We start from the raw sequence: 21,300 nt of genomic DNA, 5'->3' as shown, positions 1-21,300 counted from the left end.
TGGGGGGCTTTACTAGGCATGGCGTTCTCCGGTTATCTGCAGCCCTATCGCTGCAGTAATACCAGTAACGCTCGAATATCCGGCCCTATCAAGTCATTTGCGACAGTTTTGCTGAAATTATCCGGAACGTTGACCTAGCTTTGAAAGTCGCACATCGTTTCTAAAACAGGTTTTAATGTGGGGTCCATTTATGATACAAACCTCCAGCTGGCAGCAGATAAGCCATAACCCGCTAACACTGACTACCGCGCACACGCAGAATCAACTGAAAAGTGTCATGCATCCCGCCCCATCAACAGCTATCCCCTGCTCATCATTGATGAAATCGGCTATCTATCGATAAACCGCGAGTAGGCCAACCTGTTCTTCCAGGTGATCGCGACCTCGCTATGAGAAGGGAGCTTGATTGTTACCAGTGACTTACCTTTCGGCCAATGGGATGTCACCTTTACTCGGGGCGCCAAACTGACCGCCGCGCTGCTTGATCGCCTGTTACATCATGCGCGCATCGTGCCGATTGCCGGCGAGAGCTACCGCCTCAAAAATCAGCGTGCGGCGGGAATGGTAAAGAGTAAGCGAGAGACCGCTCCCAACGCATAAGCAGTATGCGAACGTAATGGGGGTGTATCAGTTTTAAATCGGCGTTGACAATTCCCTTGGGATGCAGGAGCGAAAGTATTCTAATATAATGAAAAAATTAGATTAAAAATACAAGGGAGAAATCGCGTCGTTAATATGAGGGCTACCTCGATGAGCGACGTGATTAAGTGGCAAATAATGTCAGAGTCAAAGTTCTCTGCGGTCGATGCGACGCTAGGCTACGCATATCAAGTTCGGTGTGCGCTCGTGCACTCGCTGGTACACGCCCGAAATGGCGAGGATTTTGAAGTGGGCATTGAGACCTTGGATGATGTTACTTTCACAGCAACTGGTGGGGAACCGTTAGAGCTTCTTCAGACGAAGCACCACCTGGGCAGCAAGTCAGCTCTCACAGACGCAGCGGTCGATCTTTGGAAGACGTTGCGCATCTGGATTGAAGGGCGTGAATCCGGTGCCATTCCGCCAACTGCAAAGCTTTACCTCATCACGACAGCTACTGCATCCAGCGCAAGCGCTGCAGCAAAGTTGCGCGGACATTCAGATGAGCGCGATCCAAGTGCCGCAATAGATGCGCTGAACGCAACAGCGCTCACGTCTGGCAACGAAAAGAATAAGTTGGCGTATTTGGCTTATTCGAGGCTCAGCTTAGCTGACCGGCGTTCCCTCCTAAATCAAGTTTATGTTATCGACGTAGCCCCTAACATATCCAACCTGGACGAGGTACTTCGACAGCAGGTTCGTTGGTTAGCTCCCATAAAACATGAGGATGCATTCCTACAGCGTTTAGAGGGGTGGTGGTTTCGTCGTGTTCTCAAGCAATTGACCAAGGCGGCTCCACTCATCGAGTCGAGGGAGATAGACTTACATATGGAAACCTGCGCGAGCAATTCAAGCGGGAAGCCTTGCCCATAGATGACGACATTCTTGGCATCGAATTGAATGAGGCACTTCAGGATGCTTGCCGCGACAGATTGTTTGTCAAACAAATTGAAATGGTTACCGACAACGCCAAACGTATTGGCTTCGCCATACGTGACTACTTCAGAGCCTACGAGCAAAGAGCGCGATGGCTACGGCAGGACATTGTTCTCGGGCTCGAACTAGACAAGTACGAGAGACGACTAGTCGAAGAGTGGGAATTGATATATGAGAACATGCGCGACGAACTTGGCGATGCGACCACTGAGAGCGTTATGAAAACCGCTGGTCAAACGTTGCTGCAATGGGCTGAAACTAATCTGGTCCCAATTCGCCCCAGTGTTACCGCGGAATTCGTTTCGAGAGGGTCACTTCATATGCTTGCGGATGTAGGTCGGGTGGGTTGGCATCCACGATTCCATGAGCAGTTGGCATCTCTTTTGAATAAAGGTGTCATATCGTGATTGCATGGGAAAATCGGACGCTGGAAGAACGAACGCTTTTGAATCCTGCGTTCTGTTCGACTCTGCTGTGGCATGCAGCCAGAGGGCGAGAAGCTGGAGGGAAAGAGTTGCTTTCAATTGAGGAGACCTTCGTGGTGCTGCCCTTGGTTTTGCCAGCATCCACACGTGAAGCGCTGCCTGGGGCCATAACGACTTCCCTCCCAGTATGGCTCGCAGAAAACCCCATAGAACAGCGACGTATCGCAGAGCGTGCGAAGGCTTTATTGCCGTTCACCAGAACTGCGCTAACCTTTGGAGCTATGCATGGACTGCTTCGCCTTGAAGGAACACGTGTTATGCCGTCGATAGATTCTGGAAAGGTGGTTAAGAAGGTGCTCAAACAAGCTAGTGAAGAAGTTCGCAATTGCGCTTTGAAGGCCGAGTTCGTCGGGAAGTGGTTCGGCAAGGCCGGATCATCTTCGACAGTCCTTGCACTACTGGGAGTTCGACCATGACTACTCAGATTCTGGATATCGTGGTTTACAGCCACGATGGTAGGCGCCGCGAACTGCAACTCAAGGTGGGCACAGTGAACATTGTAACGGGCTCTTCCAAAAGTGGGAAATCCGCACTCATCGAGGTGGTCAATTACTGCTTCGGCTCAGGGAAGTGCGAGGTACCAGAGGGACCGATTCGTCGCGCGATTTCTTGGTTCGGCTTGCGGCTGCAACTCGCCGGTGGTCAGGCGTTCATTGCCCGTCGTTGTCCGGCACCCACTTCACAGTCGAGCGAGGATTGCTTTGTCGCCATGGCAAACGAAGTCACCTTGCCGGACCATGGCGAGCTTCGGCAAACAACAAATACCGATGGCCTGATTGCGCTACTGAACCAATGGAACGGAATTAAAGAAAATTTGCACAAACCACCTCCTGGACACACAAGGGCAGCATTGTCGGCAGGTGTCCGGCACGCATTGCTGCTGTGCTTCCAGCCTCAAGACGAAATCATCCGTCGGCAGCAGCTCTTTCACCAAGCTGACGACCGGTACATGGCTGATGCTATTCGAGACACCTTGCCCTACTTCTTGGGTGCGGTTGACGATAACTACGTCAGAAGGCGCGCAGAACTTCGTCGCCTGAGAGATGAACTTCGCGCTGTCGAGCGCCAGCTCAGTGAAATGAAGAATCTACGTGGCGATGGTATCAGTAAGGCTGCTGGCTTGCTTGCGCAGGCTCGAGAGGTCGGGCTTACCAATGCGTTGGCCGCTTCGTGGGAGGAGACAATAGAAACCCTTAAAGTAGTTGCTCGAATGCCACTGTCTGGGGTGGACCCCATGGAAGCCAGCGAAAGCTCCGGTGCCGAATTGGGTCGACTTTTAGATGAACGCCGCTTGCTCCGTGAAGAGCAACGCCGATTGCGTGAAGAAATCGCGGCCGTACAGGCAGTTGAACGCGATGAGCGCGGCTATGCAACCGAGGCAGGCGAACAGCGCGCAAGGCTCGTTTCGATTGGGATATTTGAGGGCTCCGGCTCAGGTAGCCATTCTTGCCCCCTGTGCGCCCAGGCATTACCGGTCGAATCTGCTCCACCTCAGGTGGAGCAGATTCGACGAGAGCTCTCGGAGATTTCAAGCCAACTGGCCTCTGTTACCCGAATTGCGCCTCAGATTGTGAAAGCCGTAGCGGAGCTGGAAGGGTGCCTACAAGGCGTCCGCACGCGCGTCGCGAAGAACAGAGCGGAAATGGAGGTTGTACGAGGCTCTAGCGAAGCACTCCAAAAGGCATCAGACGATGAAACGAGACGGGCTTATATTCTCGGACAAATCGCGCTGTACATGGAAAGCATGCCGGAGCTTCCAGACTCCAAAAATCTGGAAGAGCGAGCACAACAATTGCGCCGTCAATGCGAAGTGCTTGAGGAACTGCTTAGCGATGAGAGGATCCAAGAACGCCTGACGTCAATTTCCACCCTTCTGGGCAACCGGATGACCGAGTGGTCCAAGAAGCTGCTGCTTGAGCACTCAGATGCGCCACTCCGGCTGGACCTCAAGAAGTTGACCGTCATTGCGGACACGGTCGACGGCCCTATCCCAATGATACGCATGGGCAGTGGGGAGAACTGGGTAAGCTACCACTTGATTAGCCATCTTGCACTACATGAGTGGTTCGTGAAGAGGAACCGGCCCGTTCCCGGGTTTCTGTTCCTGGACCAGCCTTCACAGGTATATTTCCCGCCGGAGAGGGATGTCGACGGCACGCTGAGTTCCGGTAAAGAGGAAGACCGCCTGGCCGTGATACGGATGTTCCGCTTGGTGCTCGATGTCGTCGGGGAGCTTGCACCAGGGCTGCAGGTGGTCATCACTGAGCATGCTGACATCGCTGAAGATTGGTACCAGTCCGCGGTGGCCCAGCGTTGGCGTAATGGTGTGAAACTCGTCCCTGAGGATTGGCCTCGGGCGACTTGAGCGTGCGTCATGCCAAGCCAAATTACATAGTTGTGCAAATTACATCCTGATGCCCTAGCGGGTAAGGCAGTCACGCACTGAAGGTTCATATTTACCATGCGAACAGCAGCTTTCGGTTCGCATATCAACTGACCCCTTCTTGTCGGGAACGGAAATTCGCGTTTCGATAGCAGTCGTTGATCGCGATGCGATGATGACGTGTTGGCCCCAGTCGAATATGGACCATCTATGCCAACCAAGCGCATCACGCAAGCTTAAAGGCAGATCAAGCGGACTGGCAACCTCGTCTCATCCCAGCAAACTGAACTCGTATGACGCCTATAGCACATCATATATCGTGGATCGGCGCTGCTTCAAATACTGCAGCGCCTGCGTGGTCGAATCGACCTGGTCGTCGTATTTGCCGCCGGGGAATCCCGTCAGCTCCTGCACATAGCCAGCCAGCCAAGGGGCATATTTCGGCAGAATTACTTTATCCTCCTCGAACAAGGTCGTGTGCATATACAGCCGCATGATTTTATCCATGCCTGCGGGTGGCAGGACGGATTCGATACTGTAGATCCCCTCGCGTTTGAGCTCCTGGATGAGCTGCGTGCCTGAGGCCTTGTCTTCGATCAGCAGCTTCGCTGCCGGGTAGCGGCGCCGCTGTTCCTTGGCCACTTTCTTGAGCTCAGGGTATTCCATGCGTTTGCGGAATACATCCAGCAGGTAGAAGCGGCGCTCATATTCGCCCCAGGTCGTGCATACGCTGTAATCGCTCAGCTCGGTGGTCTTGTTGGCGGTATCCCAGCTTTGCACCATGCGGCTGAAGCGCTTGGGCCAATCGGCTGCTTCGCAATACCGTAGCCAGTGGGTTTTGACGATGGCCCCGCCCAGAGGAACGGGGCTTTGCTGGTACTGGCTGGCGAAGTTATAGGCGCCGATGTTACCGCGTATGCGTTCCAGCAACGCCAGCGATTCGCGCTCAGGATGCAGCACTTCATCGATAGCGCGGCGGTATTCCCGCCGGCCGAACACTCCATCAATCACGAAGGATTGGAACTCTTCCGCGATCGCCGGCAGCGACAGGACCTCCCAGCCTTCCTGTTCCAGCACATGACCCACCAGATCGTCCTGATGCAGGCGCTGCATGGTGACAATGATACAACCCTTTTCCTTATCGTTGAGGCGGCTGAGCAGGGAGTTGTCGTACCAGCCGTTCACGGTCTTGCGGGCGGTGTCGGATAAGGCCTCATCCGGTTTGAGCGGGTCGTCGATAATGATCAAGTCCGCGCCGCGGCCGGTGAGCACGCCACCCACCGAGGTGGCCATGCGGGTGCCCTGCTGTGTGGTCATGAAGTCGTCGACCGCCTGGCGCAGATGCGAGATACGCGTGCCGAAGGCAGAGCGGTACCACGTGCTCTGCATCACCGCGCGGCAATCGCGTGCCAGTTTCTCGGCCAGGTCCTTGCCGTAGCTGGCACAGATGACATGTCCGGCGGGATGATGACCCAGATACCAGGCCACGAACGCAATGCTGATGCAATGGGATTTCAGATGCCGCGGCGGCAGGTTCACGATCAGGCGGTGGATCTCTCCCCGATGGCAGGCTTCCAGCTTGGCTGCGATCACATCGATATGCCAGGCGGGCACGAACTGGGTTTCCGGATTCAATTCGTAGAAAGCCCGTTCGATGAAACTATAAAGGTCATGGCGCAACACAGCGTCCATCTCGAGGCTGGTCGGACCCAGGCTAGTCAGATTCATGGCCACTGTCCTGGCGAGGCGAATAAAGAGGATCACAGCCCAATGGAAAACGCTCCGGGGGATGAACCAAAGGGTGATTGCGGGGAGCATTGACTGACGGCCGGCTGCCACGGGCATTGCCTGGCTGGCGATTTGCATCCGCCGCTGTACTGCTTGCACTACTAGTGTCTGCTATCTGCTGCTGGGATGAGCGGACATCATCTGCCTGGGCATCTTCCATCCGTTGCTGCGGTGACCGGACTTCATCGGCCACAGTGGTTGCCGGCGTGACTTCCATCTGCATCAGCCGCCGGTACAGGCTCTTTAGTACCAAGTGGTCGGGAGGCAGCAGATCCCGCGGCGCATTCGATAGCGGAGATTGTTCATTCTCCTGCTGGCGTTCCTGCTCCAGCAGGAGCTTGACAGCGGGCAACAGGCCTGTGGCGGCTTTATTGACCAGATGCTTGGCGGTGGCTTCGCGCTTGGATATGGTCTTGCGGATGCCATTCTCCGTGACCGAAATACGCGTGTTCAACTCTGCTTCCAGCACCGTGGCGAAATTTCTGGAACCCTTTTGGCGCCCCTTGGGATTGCCGCTCCTGCCGGGCTTAAAGCGTGTGGACCGGGGCGGGCGCTTGTAGCCTATCTCGTAGGCATTGTCATTGGGATTCTTTTCAGACATAGCCCGCCTCCTGCGTCATGGCTTGCTCATGCATTCTGGTTTGTTCCTGTGACCTGTCTTGTGCCGGTATCTCGCTTTGCTCCCGCATCCATGTTTCGCGCGCGGCATACGTTATGCCCGAGGCGGCATGGATGGCCTCTGCTCCGGTATGCGTTTGCCAGCGGCGTATCGCTACATCCACATAACCCGGATCGAGTTCCATGCCGAGGCAGATGCGTCCTACACGTTCTGCGGCAATCAGGCTGGTGCCGCTGCCGAGAAACGGGTCGAGCACGAGATCCCCGCGTGCCGAGCAATCAAGCATTGCGTCAGCGACCATCTGTACCGGCTTGACGGTCGGATGCAGCGCCAGCAGATTGCCTTCTTCCCCCTGGCGGCTGAGTGTATGCGCGCCGGGATATTCCCATACGTTGGTGCGGTACCTGCCATAGGTGCCCAGCTGGACATTGTTGCGGTGCTGGGCGGTGCCATTCTTGAACACGAACACGAGTTCATGGCGGCTGCGGTAGAGAGAACCCATGCCGCCGTTATCCTTGACCCAGACGCAGAGGTTCTTGAGGCCGCTATAGGCAGCTTTGCCGGCAGCGGTAATCTCATGAATATGACGCCAGTCCATGCAGAGGTAGTGCAGCGAGCCGGAGAGGGTGTGCCGGACCAGACACCGGAACACCTCGGTGAGAAAATCAGCAAACTCGGCCTCGGTCATTTCTCCCGCGGCCATAGCAAACTCGCGGTGCTGCATGACACCTTTGCCGCTGACATGGCCGTTGATGGGAACGTTATAGGGCGGATCGGTAAATACCATATTGGCCTGCCTGTCTTCCAGCAGCACGGCATAATTCTCCGGCCGCGGGGCATTGCCGCACAGCAGACGATGGCGGCCGAGCTGCCACAAGTCGCCGGTCTGGCTCACCGGATGATTCGTTACGATCTCTTCTATCCGGTCAGCGGGATCCGGTTCAGCCGCTTTACCCAAGGCCGGATCATCGATGCGCAAGTCGATCTCACCCATGGTAAAGCCGGTGGCTTCAATGCTGAAGTCGAGATCGACGGCGGCCAATTCGCGTAGGCTTTGCGCCAGCAGCTGATCGTCCCATTCCGCAATTTCGGTGAGGCGGTTGTCGGCGATGGAAAACGCCCGGGCTTGCTCGGAGGTCAAGTGACTCAGCTGAATGGTGGGAACCGCGGCCCAGCCGAGTTTCTGAGAGGCCATGACGCGGCCGTGACCTGCCAGGACCTTGCCGGTATCATCAATGAGGACTGGAACGTTGAAGCCGAAGCTCTCGATGCTCTGACCGATCTTGCGGATTTGCTGGGAGGTATGGACCCGCGGATTGCGGGGATCGAGGTGTAGAGCGGTGATCGGTTGATAGCGAATGGACAGCGTAGTAGAAGTTTCCATGTTCACCTCCAAAATAAAAATAAGGAGGTGATATAGGATCATACCCTTTTCACGGCTTCGCTATTCCGTGACCCGCCTGGTAGATTTCAGGATTCCACGCTGTTCACTCACAATATTCTGGAAGCGCCGATAGCTCGTATCGGACTGGCCTTTCATGCCCTTTTTATCGAAGTACTCGATATATCTACCTGAAGAAGTATCCATGAACTCCATTTCTTTCGGCTTCTTTTTTTTGAAGGTATCCCACATTTGTCCCGCAGTGGCAGCGGGATTTTTTTGGAGGTGCTTCGCCACGAGCTTCGTGAGTTTTCCGACCGAGCCGGGCTTCCTGCCAGTGCGCATTTTCTGGCCGTATTTTGCATCGGCATTGGCCCGATTATCGAGTTTATGGGCAATTAACAATAAAGTGTAGGGGTCAATCGGTTCGAGGCTCAGGAATTCCTTGAGACTGATGGCGTCCATCTGTTTCAATAATTCCTCTGCGCGCGCATCCGCTTTTTTGAGTTCATCAATATGCAGGGTCAGCGCCGATTCATTTTCATTAACCCATTGGCTCGCTAATTTCAAGAACTTGTTCAGATCACTCTTGGGATTCCTTGCAAGCCTGATCAATGGAAGAAAGACTTCCCGCTGCAGATAATCCCTGGTTTCGGGTTCTGCAAGAATTTGCGCAAGCGACTGTTTCAGTTCGTGGGCGAAATTGTCGTCGAGGTCCATGATGTGAATCAGCTTAAGTTAAAAGCAAGCAGTTAGGCAAGAACCAGGCATATTTGCCTTATTTATCGTCTGGAGCAACAGTAGTTGCGCTCGAAATTGCCCAAGCGCCACAAGATGGGTGTCACGCCAGGCACGCGTGACACCGACTCGTCCCAGTGACGTCTGGAGATCTTTTCGCCCTGAAGCATCAGATGGAGTCAGAAGAGACGGCGAAGCCAATGGAACTCGTCTGGGAGTAGGGGTAGCGACTTGGCAAATGTTCTACGAAGGAAAGCCATTCTCATTTCAGTACCCGCTATTGACTCAGGTCGTAGAAATCTCGCTCGACAAAAAGAGTATGGCGCTCGATGTCCGGCCTCGGGCCACCGATACTCGGATGGAATTGGATGCGTTTGTCACATGCGGAGTCATTGGAGCAGCGGAGGTTGAAAATGTCGCCCGGGAGCATCTGGCCAAGCACATAGACCGTCCGGTGACCCCCTTTGACCCAGCAGCTATACCGATCTCCTGAAGGAGCTATGATCGAAACTTGTGTATGACGAGTGTTGAGAGGGTAGCGTATTCTTGATGGTCGACCAAGATCATCAACTTCAAAAGAAGGGGGAATACGCCATGAGCAAAGATAACGTTTTAGCCTTAAAAAATCCAGGGATTGCTAGCAAAGTGTCGGATGTATTGATGCAAGTGCTGCGCGACGGAGCGCAGCAGATGCTGGTGCGAGCGATCGAAGTGGAGGTTACGGAATTTCTCGAACGTTATCGTTTTGATATGGATGAAGCGGGGCAGGCGCGCATGGTACGCAATGGGTACTTGCCGGAACGTACGATCCAGACAGGTCTAGGCGAGGTTGGCATCGAAGCGCCGCGGGTGCGAGATCGGGCAAGCAAGATTTGGTTTACCTCCGCGATCCTGCCGTCGTATTTGCGGCGTACGAAGACGATGGAAGAGTTACTGCCTTGGTTGTACTTGAAAGGCATCTCGACCGGCGATTTTTCTGAAGCCTTGGCATCCCTCTTGGGGCCGGGATGCGCCGGGATTGGCCGCGGCCACGATCAGCCGATTAAAAGTGGTCTGGCAAAATGAGCACGCCAAATGGGAGCGGCGAGATTTAAGCAACAAGCAGTATGTGTATTGGTGGGTGGATGGCATTCATTTTGGTTTGCGGCTGGAAGCCGCAAACCAATGCATCCTGGTGATCATTGGCGCCACGGCTGAGGGCAAGAAGGAATTAGTCATTTTGGCGGACGGATTTCGGGAATCGGAGCAATTGTGGAAAGAAGTATTGCTGGATTTGAAACGTCGCGGCCTTACCATCGATCCCAAGCTTGCCGTCGGCCATGGGGCATTGGGTTTGTGGAAAGCGCTGCCGCAAGTGTTTGGTGAAACCGGGGTACGGCGCTACTGGGTGCATAAGACCACAAATGTGTTGAACAAACTGCCAAAGCATTTGCAACCCAAAGCCAAATCGGATTTGCACCAGATCTGGATGGCGAACACGCGGGAACGCACGCCTGGCCTTCGATCTATTCGTGCAAACATACCAGCCGAAATACCCGAAGGCGGCTGAGTGCCTGAATAAGGATAAAGAAGCTTTACTGATCTTTATGACTTTCCAGCCGAGCACTAGATACACCTGTGGACCACGAATCCGATCAAATCGACGTTTACGACGGTGCGGCTACGAACCGCTAAAACCCGGGGGTGCGTCTCGTGGGCAAGTATTTTATCAATGGTATTTAAACTGGCGAAGAGCGCTGAACACCGCTGACTGCTTCTGCGAGAATCTAAATTAATCGCCAAGGTTATTGCTGGCATCCAGTTCAAAAACGGGATCATAACGAAAGCAGAAAATCATCAAAGAATCGCCGCCTGATTAAGCTGCCATACACAACATTTGATTATTTCTCCTCCTGAAGTTGGTGGCAACGAACCTGAATAGCAAGGGTTTATGTCATCGACGAGGTAATTGTTGCTGCGCGGACGCGCCAATAGAACTCAGGCGTCAGTTACGACTAATTGCTCTCCCACACTTAGGTAATGGGTCACCGTGTGCCAGAACTTCCTTGTAGGAATACGACCACTTACAGTGGCCCTTCTGGCAAGGAACGGGAGGGTATTCGGCAATTTCAGGCCTCTGTTGAAGTCATCCAACACCGTGTCTCCCAGCTTAGTCCAGATCAAACGCGCGAAGAAATTCAGACTCTCCAACAAGCTATCAACCGTGCTCACGCCGAACTGGAAACGATAGACCACCGAGTCGATGAAATCGCCCTTGCACAGCTATACAAAATTGAAGTCGACGAAGTGCCAATGCGGGCGCAACCCACCTTAGTGTTGTCTCTCTTCTTGGCAGGGAGCAAGCCAAATACATTGATCCCACAGTTCGCCAACGCTGCTCAATCGCTGAACTCCTACACTGGAAATTTGAATGCGGCGATGCTAGAACGTTCCAGGGCAGGAAACGCTATATCATGTTCCTATTGCTGGTGATTGATCCAAATAGCTGCAAGACGGTTGCCGGAAATCTGTCTGAGCAGCGGTTCAACGTGGCAGCCAGCCGCGCTAGGGATCGGGTGTATCTCGTGCGTTCAGTCACAGCGTCGCAACTCTCCGATACGTGGCGGAATCCATTGCCTCTTACCAGAGGTAATTTTTCGATTCTGAGAAACTCCTTGTTTTCTTCGTTTTGTCTGCTATAAAAATAAAAGAGTCCAGGTTAAGCGGTAATTCCCAATTGTGTCGAAGAGATGAGAATTGGCCATTCCGGACTACTAATAACCTGAGACAAGTACTGATTTCTAGCGGAGGGTGTTAGCAACTCTTTCCATTATTCGGATCAGCCGGCGGTTTGCGCCCTACCCACTTTCAACCACATGAATTAAGCAGGAGTAAAGTATTATTTTATTAATGCCGTATTTTTTAGACATTCACCTCAGAAATGGACTATGTTTAATGCGCAGGGGCGGAATGACAACGGGGCCGGAAGGCAATCCTGTCGCGCCGACCGGCGCAATCGACGACATACCCAGTTAAGGAGACTCGAGCGATGGTACAAGTAAGCTACCCAGGCGTATATATAGAAGAAGTATCGAGCGGCGTACATACCATCACGAGCGTCGCTACGTCGATCGCCGCGTTTTTTGGGCGCACCAGCAAGGGCAAGATCAATCACGCGACACGCTGCCTGAGCACGGCCGACTTCGCTCGCAACTTCGGCGCGCCGCATCCGCAAAGCGATTTGGCGCACGCGGTGCGGCATTTCTTTGCCAACGGCGGTACCGACTGCTATGTCGTGCGTCTGGCGAACAACGCGACCTCCGCCGCTATTACACTACGCAGTCTCGCCGGCGCCACGCAGCCGGTGCTGGCCGCCACCGCCAAGGCGGAAGGTGAATGGGCCAACACGGTGCGCCTGGAAATCGATTACAGCACCGCGAATCCGCACGACACCTTCAACTTGCGCGTCCTGCAGGAGGAAGGCGGCGCAGTTGTCACGACCGAAAGCTATACTAACCTGTCCATGAACCCGACCTCGCCGCGTTTCGCGCCGAGTTTCGTCACGCAAAGTTCCGCGCTGATCAACCTCTCGCTCGACGCCGTCATGGGCGACCCGGCCAACCCGGCTTCGTTCATCAATACGATCGGCAACAGTTTCGCGGGCTTCTCACAATCGCGTCGCGGACTCAGCAACACCGCCCCGACCGCTGCCGGGACCTTAAACGACTTGATCACGCCGGTGGCGCCGACCCTGCCGCAGTCGCACTTCGACATCAGTGTCAATGGCAGCGCCTTTGTCACCGTCGATCTGACCGGTTGGACGGTGCCGGCCAACTTTGGCACCATGCAGACCGAGCTGACCGACATCATCAACAACAATGCGCTGGCCACGTTGTCGCCGGTGCAGACCGTCAACTGCCTGGTCAATAATGTCGCCGGGGTCGGCCGCCTGATCACCATCACCGCCACTTCCGGCAACACCTCCTCAGTGCGCATCCGCCGTTCTTCATCGAATGACATCGCCACCGCGCTGATGCTCGGTGTCGATCAAGGCGGCTTGGAAAACACCCGCTTCAGCAACTTCCGTCCGGCGCCAACCGCCTCGATCCTGCGACTCGGCGACCCTGCCGCACCCGGCACCATCGCGTCGCTGAACGCGATCTCGGCTCTGACCCAGGCTACCATTACGCAGATCGACATCGACGGTACCGTCATTCCGCTGAATGTTGCACCGAACAATCTGGTTACCACTGCCGGCGTCGATCCTTGGACGCTAAACGCCGCCGGCGCCAGCGCCGTCACCGGCGATAACGACGGTGTGCGCGAAAAACTTCGCATCATTGCCACCGCGATCAACGCCAGCGCGACACTGCCGTGGCGCGCCGAAGTCTGGGGCTATCATCTCGCTGTACTCGCCAAGTCCGGCACGCTGAATGCAATCCCGGCCAACATCACCACCAGCAACGCGGCCTTCAACAACGGCATCATCCGCAACAACCGCCAGTACTCGCTCGGTATCGCCAGCAACAGCGCATTCGTGACCGGCGGTAGCAACGGCCTGGATGGTAATGCACCGACCGTCGTCGATTATCTCGGCAACCCCACTGATCAAAGCGGCTTTCATGCCCTTGATCCGGTCGATCTGTTTAACCTGATGGCAATCCCGCCGGATGCCGAGGTCAGTACCAATGATCATCTGCAACTGTGGGGACCGGCGAGCAATTATTGCGCATCGCGGCGTGCGTTCCTGCTGGTCGATGCGCCACCGACCTGGACTGGCAACGATGGCCGGCCCGCAGTGGTCGGCAACACCGTGATGATTAGCGAACTGAATGTCTCGGTGAAAACGAACGCCGCAGTGTTCTATCCACAACTGGTGTTCAACGGCAACGGCATCAAGAAAAACACTGGCGCGAGTGGCGCAATAGCAGGTTTAATGTCACGTATCGATTCGACCCGCGGTGTCTGGAAAGCTCCGGCTGGCATCGAGGCCGACGTGCGCGACGTGCTTGGGGTCAATGTGAAACTCACCGATCTGGAAAACGGCGTGTTGAACAAAAAGGCCGTGAACTGCCTGCGCGTGTTTCCAAACGGCCTGGTCAACTGGGGGGCACGCTCACTCGCCGGTGACGATGATTTCGGCAGCGAATGGAAATATATCCCGATCCGCAGGCTCGCGTTGAACATCGAGGAATCATTGTTCCGCGGCACCAAATGGGTGGTGTTCGAACCGAACGACGAACCGCTGTGGGCAAAGATCCGTCTGAATCTCAACGCCTACATGATGTCACTGTTCCGCCAGGGTGCGTTCCAGGGCACCAGCCCGAGGGAGGCGTTCTTCGTCAAGTGCGACAAGGAGACCACTACCCAGGACGACCGCAACAAGGGCATCGTCAATATCGAAGTGGGTTTCGCACCGCTCAAACCCGCTGAATTTGTCATCATCAAGATTCAACAGATCGCCGGCGATCTGTAAGCCGAACTCAACAGGAGAGCAACAATGGCCAACACAGGTTTTGTCGTCAACACGCACCGCTTCGATCCGTACAAGAATTTCAAATTCCGTGTTCTATGGGATAACAAGCCGGTGCTCGGCGTCAGCAAGGCAAGTTCGCTCAAGCGCACTACCGAAATCGTCAAGCACCGCAGCGGCGGCGAAAACAGCATCGACCACAAGTCGCCCGGCCGCACTAGCTATGAACCGCTGACGCTGGAACGCGGCCTTACCCACGATCCCGAGTTCGAGTTATGGGCTAACAAGGTTCACGCCTTCGCCGGCGATCCGACCATGGATCTGGCCGGCTACAAGAAGGAACTGACGCTCGAAGTGATGAACGAGAAGGGCCAAGTCGCCAAGCGCTATTTTCTGCACGCCTGCTGGGTCAGCGAATACACTGCCATACCGGATCTGGACGCGAACGCTAATGCGATCGCCATCGAGAGTGTCAAGATCGAACTGGAAGGCTGGGAGCGCGACCCGGATACCGCGGAGCCGTCCGAGGCCGGTTAAGCGTACGTTATGACCTATTCGACACCGCTCCCCTGGCCACCCGATGCCGATGCGGCCGCCGCGCGCTTTCTGACCCGCCATTATGGGTCCGCCCGCGCGGATCTCGACGTCGACTTCTGCGCCACACCACGCGCAAGCGTGGTGACCGGGCTACTTGCGCTGTGCCTGCAACAAACGGACGGTCGCAACATCGACGCCGCAACGCTCTGGGAATGGGGTGTCGCCGCACGACTGCAAGGGCTGCTCGCCATCGCCCATGCAACCACCGGCCCGATTACCACTGCGGTCGCGACCTGCAATCATGCCGACTGCGGTGAACGCATCGAACTGGAATTGGCGCTCGAAAATTTCGCGCTGACCGCAGGCGAATCGATCAATTGGCGGACCCCGTTGCAACAACAAGCGAGTATTCGCCTACCCACGGGGAGCGATCAACTGGCGTGGTATGCGCACAGCCGCGACCGCCGCGGCGTGGACGCCGCTTGGCTGGCGCGCCGTTTGATCATGCGTCTGGATGCGACAGTGCCCGCCGCGGGCTGGCAGCTACCGGCCGCCTGGCTGGCACCACTCGGCGCCGCGCTGGACAGCGCCGATCCGCTCACCGCGCTCAACATTACCGCGCACTGCCCCGCCTGCGACGCGCAATTCGAGGTCGAAGTCGATCTGGAATATCTGCTGCTTGAAGATCTGCGTCGGCAGCAGCGCACGTTGCTCGATGATATTCATCAAATCGCCGGCAGTTATCATTGGTCTGAGGCCGACATCCTTGCGTTGCCGTCGTGGCGGCGCGCGGGTTATCTGTCGCGCATTCATGCACAATCCCGGGCGCACTCATAATGCACAACTATTTCGCACGTCTCGCTCAACGCTCCGATGTCGCGCCCGCGGTCATGGCGCCGCACGCACCGGCGGGATTTTCACACGCCGACGGCGGCGCGCTCGAACAACACACTGAAGTGGTTGTCACGGCGGCCGACACCGCGGTCACGGCGTCCGGCCCGATATCCATCGTGTCACCGCCTACCGAGACAAAAACTGTTGCATCGTCTTCGTTAGCATCGCCCGAGCTGTCACTCGGCATGGAGACCGAGATGGCACTCTCGCCGCGTGCGCCGGCACAGGAAACGTCTGCGCGACGTGAGCCGCCCGTCGTCGCGACGTCGGCCGCGCGCCCTGCCTCCACCGAAGCGCACCCGTCAGTGTCTGCACCGGATGACGCCGAGCCCGCACTGCCGAATCGCGGCGACGACGATCTGGCGCAACAGGTATTATCGATCTTCGCCGCAGCGCCCGCGCACACCGAGATTTCCACGGCGAGACACGCGGCCGCGGGCGCCGTTGCTAGGCCCCACGATGCGGCGCTGCCGCTGCATGCGCAACTGGGCGAATACGTCGACACATCATCATCAACAACACATGTGACGGCCGGACGGTCCGTACAGTCAGTGGCGCGAGACACGGATCTCCAATCCCACGCACTGCCGACACCGCGCGCCAGACCGCTCCCGCACACCGATACACAATCGCCGCAACCGGCCGTTGCCTCAATACACGTACCGCTGCAAGTCCATATTGGCCGGATTGAACTCGAAGTGCATCAGTCGTCGCCGGCCATTGCACCGGCCCAGACGCCGGTCGCACCACCGGCAGCCCCGACACGACGCAGCGCCTCGTTCAATCCACGCCGTTATTATCTGCGGGGTCTGTAATGGCACTGGCGGCAACCAACGAGGCGATCGGTGCAGTATCGGAGGCGGTGCGGTCGCAGCTTGCTTTGCGCGCCCAGATGCTGGTCACCGTGAGTCGCCCGGATATCGCGGCGGCCTCTGATGAAGAACCGAAACTGAATCTGTTCCTGTATCAGGTCGAGTTCGACGGCCATCTGAAGAATTATTCGCTCGACGAAGGCCGGCCCGCACCATTGTGGCTGGTATTGCGTTATCTGCTCACCGCCTACGATCAGACGCATGACAGCGACTCGGTCGCCGCGCACCGCCTGCTCGCGCGCGGCCTCGCCAATCTGCAGGAAATAAATTTCCTATCGCCGACCGTGCCCGCGCTGGCGGACAATCCAGAACCGCTGAAAATCAGCTTCGAATCCGCCGACGTCGAACTGCTGTCGAAACTCATGCAGGGTAGCGACGAAAAATATCGAATCTCTGTGGCGTTCCAGGTGCGGCCGGTATTGATCGCACCGGATGTCGCCCCCGAATACGCACCGGCAGTGCTCACGGTCGGACCGCCCGCTGTCGAAGGCGTGACGGTCTTGCCGACACTCGGTCCGCAACTTAAGCAGGTCACACCGTCCCAATTCGAAGTCAGTACGACATTGGAATTGTCGGGCGATGACATCAACACGGCAATCGACAGCGTGCTGCTGGGATCCTTGGTGCTTCCGGTCACCGCCGCACGCGACGGAGCGGTGCAGACTCAAATCCCCGCCATTCCCGCACTCTCGGCCGGTCATCACGTGATCGCCGTGGCACGCACACTGCCGAGCGGCCGCCTGATGTCGAGCAATCCGCTGCTCGCGACACTGCGGCCGACGCTGACCGGCGCCAGCGTCGGCGCGCTGACCCCGAACGGCCCGAATCTGTTCGGCGATATCACACTTACCGGCCAACGTCTCGGCGGACCGGACGACACCATCTTCGTCGCGTTCTATCGCGACGGCGCGGTGGCGCTGAATCTCGAAGTCACCGGTATCGCCGCGCAGACTTCGTTGACGGCCAGCGTCGACAATGCGCATGCGTTGCCGCCCGGCACCTATTATCTGATCCTGCGCGTCAACGGTGCGCAGGCCACCCACACACCGCAAATCGCGTGGACGCCATGAGTGCGGTCTCACCCTTGCCGGTTGCCTTCACGCCGCGACTCGATGTCGCCGATATGCTGGCGGCAAGCTGGCTCACCGAGATCACGCTGCGGCTGCGACGCGAGATCTGCTGGCTTTGGCAGCTGCGCATCGGCTCGCCCGCACCGGTCGGCGCCGTGCCGCCGCCCGCCAATGCGACTGCGGAACAACTTGACCTGACACGCTTCGCCGATGACAAGCGCCGTTTCCTCGACAGCGATGTTACCGCGCATTATCTGACCGAACAGATCGACGCACTACGCACCGCCCGCCGCGACACACCGGGACCGTGGTCGGCGATTGTCTATCGGCTGGCACTCGATGACTGCGCGCAATTCGTACTGGCGCTGGGATTGCTCGCACGCACCGACCCCGCCTGTGGCGCAATCATCGGCAGTTGCCTCAACGACATGAACCGGACGCTGCCGACGCTGGCACTCGCGCAGCGTCTGTATGACGATCCGGCCGCTCTGCTGCGCATCGATATGGGGCATGTGCTGTTCCGTTTCGGCCTGCTCGAAACCGGCGCGGACCCGGCCGGCTGGCATCAGTCATTCGAAATGTCTTCGCTGATCGCGCACGCCTGCATCAGCGAAGACGGATGTGTGCCCGCCGAGTTGCGCATGTTGCAGGCGGGACCATTCGTGCAGGCCGACTCACCGGCAGTGTGCGCGGCGGTGTCCGTGTTGCAAGGCGTGCCGCGCACGCCGCAACTGGTGCCGCTGCTCGGTGACATTGGTTGCGATGTCGCCGAATGGCTGCGTGGGATTGCGCAACTCACCGGCCGCCCGCTTGTCGAACTCACCCAAACACCGTTGCCAGACACCGCAAGGCTGACCGCGCTCGCCGCTTGGTGTTGGTTGCACGACTGCGACGTGCTACTGCCGCCGACAACTATGCAGGACGAGCATCAACACAGCCGGATGACGACATGGCCCACCGCACCGGTGCGGTGGCTGGCACCGCTGTCCGATCCGCAAGCGATGCGCCGGCTGCCGGTCGAACTGCTGCAGACGCCGTTGCAATTGCCGCACACCGGCTTCACTGCCCGCGTCACGCGTCTGCAACGCGCACTCGGTCCGCTCGCCGATGGTCTTGATGAGGCGATCGAGGAAATGGCGCGACGCTTCCGCGTACCGGCGGCAGTCATCGATGCCATTGGCGCGGCTGCCGACGCACTCGATGCACCGCTCACTGCCGAGACGCTGCACACCTTGTGCCGCGCACGCGCACACCCGGATCTCGGCAGTCTCGCGCAACCGGTGACACCGCGCTTCACACTCGATGAACTGGTGCTGCCGCCCGCGCAGATGCTGCAACTGACCGAGATCACCGGCGCGATGCGCGCGCTGACCTGGGTACATTACCACTTCGGCACCGCACGCGCCTGGAATGATGCCGGCCTGTCGGTGCTGTTCTGTGGGCCGCCCGGCACCGGCAAGACCATGGCCGCCGAGGCGATCGCGCACGACCTGGAACTGCCGATGTTCCGCATCGACCTGTCGCAGGTGGTCAACAAGTACATCGGCGAGACCGAAAAGAATCTCAAACGCGTGTTCGACGCCGCCGAGGACAGCGACTGCCTGATGTTCTTCGACGAGGCCGACGCGCTGTTTGGCAAGCGCACCGGCGTCAAGGACGCGCACGACCGCTTCGCCAATATCGAGATCAGTTATCTGCTCGAACGCATGGAACGCTTCAAGGGTATCGCGGTGCTCGCCACCAACCGCCGCAAGGATCTCGACGAGGCGTTTCTGCGGCGCTTGCGTTACCTGATCGAGTTTCCGTTGCCCGGCGAGGCCGAACGCGTGCGCCTGTGGCGTTATGTGTTTCCGCAGGCGGTCGATATCAGCGAGCTCGATATCGATTATCTGGCGCGCCAGTTTCCGCTGGCCGGCGGCCATATCCGTTCGATCGCTTTCAATGCCTGCCTGCAGGCCGGCCGTTACAGCGGCCCGAGGATCGCGATGCCAACAGTGCTGTTCGCCGTCAAGCGCGAACTCGACAAACTCAACCGGCCGAATTCGCCCGAGAGCTTCGGGGCCTATCGCGAGCTGATCCTGCCGCTATACGACGAGGCGCGCCGATGAGCGACCTGCGCATAGACCGCATCGTCCTGACGCTGAACGGCGTCTCCGCCGAAATCGCGCAGTCCGCGATCGACGGCTTGGAGGGCGAACTGGCGCGACGTCTCAGCGTGCGCGGCCTGGACGCCGCGGTGTTGCGCGATGTTATGCCGGCGATACGCCTGCCGACCATCGAAGCGGGTAGCGCGGTCGATGCCGAAACGCTGCGCACATTGATTGCCGACGGCCTGATGGCCTTCCTGAGTCCGCCCGTGACGCGGAACGCCGATACGGAGGCTAACTGATGTCCGGCTTTTATCTGCGTGGCGCGCTGGTCGAATACAGCGGCGAATTCCTCGGTCCGATTCCGAATATCGTGCTGTTCCAATTCAATCCCGAACAACTCGCGCGCACCATCCAGATTCCACAGCACGCCACCGCATCAGCAGGCCGCAATCAGGCACGCCAACGCGAACCGGCGCAGACCAGTACACCGCCGAGCGAGGAATTCACGCTGACCGCGAAATTCTCCGCCGCCGACGACCTCGGCGCTGGCGGCGCGGTATCAGCGATCCCGCGGGTGTTCGGTATCGGTCCGCAGATCGCGGCGCTGGAAAAGATGGTGTATCCCACCGGCCCGCTCAGCGGCCTGCTCGGTCAGGCGATCGACGCGGTCGGTGATGCGCTCGGTCTTGGCGGCAATGATGATGCTCCGACCCGGCCGATCCCGCGCGAGGCGCTGCCACGCATCCTGTTCATCTGGGGCCCGTCACGCGTGCTGCCGGTCAGCGTGAAGTCGATGTCGATTACCGAACAGAAATTCGATTTCCTGCTGAACCCGGTGCAGGCCGAGATCCAGATCGGCCTGTCGGTGGTGAATTTCGCCAAGACCAGCACCGACGTGATCGGTAAGGGCGCGCTGACCTACAGCAAGGCGGTCAAGGACGCGCAGGCGATTCTGAATCTGGCCAAGGCGGTGGAATTGGCCGTGGACATTGTGGCGTTTTAGATATGACCGACAACGACATCACATTTACACCGGTAGGAGCGGCGTCTCGCCGCGACGCGCGGTTCAACCTCGTGCCGGACCTATCGCGACTGGAAGGCCGCTCCTACAAAAACGTTGTGTTCCGGAGATCGCCATGTTCCTGAAAAACTCCCGCTACTACAATCTGCCGACGGTGACCGCGACCGATGCGCTCGGCCATGCGGTGCAGGCGGTGATGCTGCGACGGCTGCCGGTGACCGATGGTGAGGACACCGAAATTCGCGATCACGATCAGCTCGATGTGATGAGCCACCGCCGTTACAAGGACGGCACGCGCTATTGGCATATCGCCGATGCCAACAGCGAACTCGAAGCCAACGAGCTGGTGCGCACCACCGGCCGCCGCATCAATGTACCGGTGAAGTGAGGGAGCC

19 protein-coding genes and 2 pseudogenes are annotated in these 21,300 nt (G+C 57.6%); 17 read left to right on the top strand and 4 right to left on the bottom strand.

The genetic code is table 11. From position 1 onward, the window contains the following. Positions 1-306 precede the first annotated feature (306 nt). The 5 genes and pseudogenes from KJS40_RS04625 to KJS40_RS04605 form a co-directional block, all read left to right on the top strand. Positions 307-600 (top strand): annotated as a pseudogene (locus KJS40_RS04625) (ATP-binding protein); the annotation flags it as partial. A 150-nt stretch (positions 601-750) separates the two neighbouring features. Then, positions 751-1,512, top strand: a complete 762-nt coding sequence (locus tag KJS40_RS04620) for a hypothetical protein (RefSeq protein WP_213539250.1) — start codon at positions 751-753, stop codon at positions 1,510-1,512. Then, positions 1,503-1,982: an ABC-three component system protein gene (locus tag KJS40_RS04615; protein ID WP_213539249.1), complete on the top strand. Its 480-nt coding sequence runs from the start codon at positions 1,503-1,505 to the stop codon at positions 1,980-1,982. The genes KJS40_RS04620 and KJS40_RS04615 overlap by 10 nt, the downstream gene beginning before the upstream one ends. Continuing rightward, positions 1,979-2,476 carry a three component ABC system middle component gene (locus KJS40_RS04610; protein ID WP_213539248.1) on the top strand — a complete coding sequence of 166 codons (498 nt, stop codon included), beginning with the start codon at positions 1,979-1,981 and terminating at the stop codon, positions 2,474-2,476. Before KJS40_RS04615 ends, KJS40_RS04610 begins: the two co-directional genes overlap by 4 nt. Beyond that, the gene (locus KJS40_RS04605) at positions 2,473-4,425 is read left to right on the top strand and encodes a DUF3732 domain-containing protein (RefSeq protein WP_213539247.1); all 1,953 of its coding nucleotides are present in this window, start codon (positions 2,473-2,475) and stop codon (positions 4,423-4,425) included. The genes KJS40_RS04610 and KJS40_RS04605 overlap by 4 nt, the downstream gene beginning before the upstream one ends. Positions 4,426-4,743: 318 nt before the next feature. Here KJS40_RS04605 and terL read toward each other — a convergent pair whose 3' ends face one another. The 4 genes from terL to KJS40_RS04585 are packed head-to-tail and all read right to left on the bottom strand — an operon-like array spanning position 4,744 to position 8,951. Beyond that, positions 4,744-6,171 (bottom strand): phage terminase large subunit, encoded by a 1,428-nt coding sequence (gene terL / locus KJS40_RS04600; RefSeq protein ID WP_213539246.1) that lies wholly within the window; start codon positions 6,169-6,171, stop codon positions 4,744-4,746. Further along, entirely contained in the window at positions 6,158-6,832 is a 675-nt protein-coding gene (locus tag KJS40_RS04595; protein WP_213539245.1) for a DUF5681 domain-containing protein, read from the bottom strand. The genes terL and KJS40_RS04595 overlap by 14 nt, the downstream gene beginning before the upstream one ends. Further along, positions 6,825-8,234: a DNA methyltransferase gene (locus KJS40_RS04590; RefSeq protein ID WP_213539244.1), complete on the bottom strand. Its 1,410-nt coding sequence runs from the start codon at positions 8,232-8,234 to the stop codon at positions 6,825-6,827. Before KJS40_RS04590 ends, KJS40_RS04595 begins: the two co-directional genes overlap by 8 nt. Positions 8,235-8,294: 60 nt before the next feature. Continuing rightward, positions 8,295-8,951 (bottom strand): hypothetical protein, encoded by a 657-nt coding sequence (locus KJS40_RS04585; RefSeq protein ID WP_213539243.1) that lies wholly within the window; start codon positions 8,949-8,951, stop codon positions 8,295-8,297. 136 nt (positions 8,952-9,087) lie between these two features. On the opposite strand from KJS40_RS04585, the gene KJS40_RS04580 reads away from it, so the two are divergent. From KJS40_RS04580 to KJS40_RS04525, 12 genes and pseudogenes are all read left to right on the top strand, one after another. After that, the gene (locus KJS40_RS04580) at positions 9,088-9,462 is read left to right on the top strand and encodes a hypothetical protein (RefSeq protein ID WP_213539242.1); all 375 of its coding nucleotides are present in this window, start codon (positions 9,088-9,090) and stop codon (positions 9,460-9,462) included. Positions 9,463-9,563: 101 nt separating this feature from the next. Beyond that, positions 9,564-10,824, top strand: a pseudogene (locus tag KJS40_RS04575) (IS256 family transposase). Positions 10,825-11,000: 176 nt separating this feature from the next. Next, the gene (locus tag KJS40_RS04570; RefSeq protein ID WP_213539241.1) at positions 11,001-11,441 is read left to right on the top strand and encodes a hypothetical protein; all 441 of its coding nucleotides are present in this window, start codon (positions 11,001-11,003) and stop codon (positions 11,439-11,441) included. Positions 11,442-11,997: 556 nt separating this feature from the next. Next, positions 11,998-14,424, top strand: a complete 2,427-nt coding sequence (locus KJS40_RS04565) for a phage tail sheath C-terminal domain-containing protein (RefSeq protein ID WP_213539240.1) — start codon at positions 11,998-12,000, stop codon at positions 14,422-14,424. A gap of 24 nt (positions 14,425-14,448) precedes the next feature. Next, positions 14,449-14,958 carry a phage tail protein gene (locus KJS40_RS04560; RefSeq protein ID WP_213539239.1) on the top strand — a complete coding sequence of 170 codons (510 nt, stop codon included), beginning with the start codon at positions 14,449-14,451 and terminating at the stop codon, positions 14,956-14,958. A 9-nt stretch (positions 14,959-14,967) separates the two neighbouring features. Continuing rightward, the gene (locus KJS40_RS04555) at positions 14,968-15,795 is read left to right on the top strand and encodes a hypothetical protein (protein WP_213539238.1); all 828 of its coding nucleotides are present in this window, start codon (positions 14,968-14,970) and stop codon (positions 15,793-15,795) included. Beyond that, positions 15,795-16,667, top strand: coding sequence for a hypothetical protein (locus KJS40_RS04550; protein WP_213539237.1), 873 nt, complete (start codon positions 15,795-15,797; stop codon positions 16,665-16,667). Before KJS40_RS04555 ends, KJS40_RS04550 begins: the two co-directional genes overlap by 1 nt. Continuing rightward, complete coding sequence (locus KJS40_RS04545; RefSeq protein ID WP_213539236.1) at positions 16,667-17,794, top strand: DUF4255 domain-containing protein; 1,128 nt, start codon at positions 16,667-16,669, stop codon at positions 17,792-17,794. The genes KJS40_RS04550 and KJS40_RS04545 overlap by 1 nt, the downstream gene beginning before the upstream one ends. Then, positions 17,791-19,902 carry an ATP-binding protein gene (locus KJS40_RS04540; protein ID WP_213539235.1) on the top strand — a complete coding sequence of 704 codons (2,112 nt, stop codon included), beginning with the start codon at positions 17,791-17,793 and terminating at the stop codon, positions 19,900-19,902. Before KJS40_RS04545 ends, KJS40_RS04540 begins: the two co-directional genes overlap by 4 nt. Continuing rightward, on the top strand, positions 19,899-20,183 hold the full coding sequence (locus KJS40_RS04535; protein WP_213539234.1) for a hypothetical protein: 285 nt from the start codon (positions 19,899-19,901) through the stop codon (positions 20,181-20,183). Before KJS40_RS04540 ends, KJS40_RS04535 begins: the two co-directional genes overlap by 4 nt. Next, positions 20,183-20,887 carry a hypothetical protein gene (locus tag KJS40_RS04530; RefSeq protein WP_213539233.1) on the top strand — a complete coding sequence of 235 codons (705 nt, stop codon included), beginning with the start codon at positions 20,183-20,185 and terminating at the stop codon, positions 20,885-20,887. Before KJS40_RS04535 ends, KJS40_RS04530 begins: the two co-directional genes overlap by 1 nt. A 133-nt stretch (positions 20,888-21,020) precedes the next feature. Beyond that, a complete protein-coding gene (locus tag KJS40_RS04525) occupies positions 21,021-21,293 on the top strand; it encodes a hypothetical protein (protein ID WP_213539232.1) in 273 nt (90 codons plus the stop codon). Positions 21,294-21,300: the final 7 nt, after the last annotated feature.

It is taken from the genome of Nitrosospira sp. NRS527 (assembly GCF_018406445.1).
Taxonomy (GTDB): Bacteria; Pseudomonadota; Gammaproteobacteria; order Burkholderiales; family Nitrosomonadaceae; genus Nitrosospira; species Nitrosospira briensis.
This window is presented reverse-complemented; position numbering and strand designations above follow the sequence as displayed.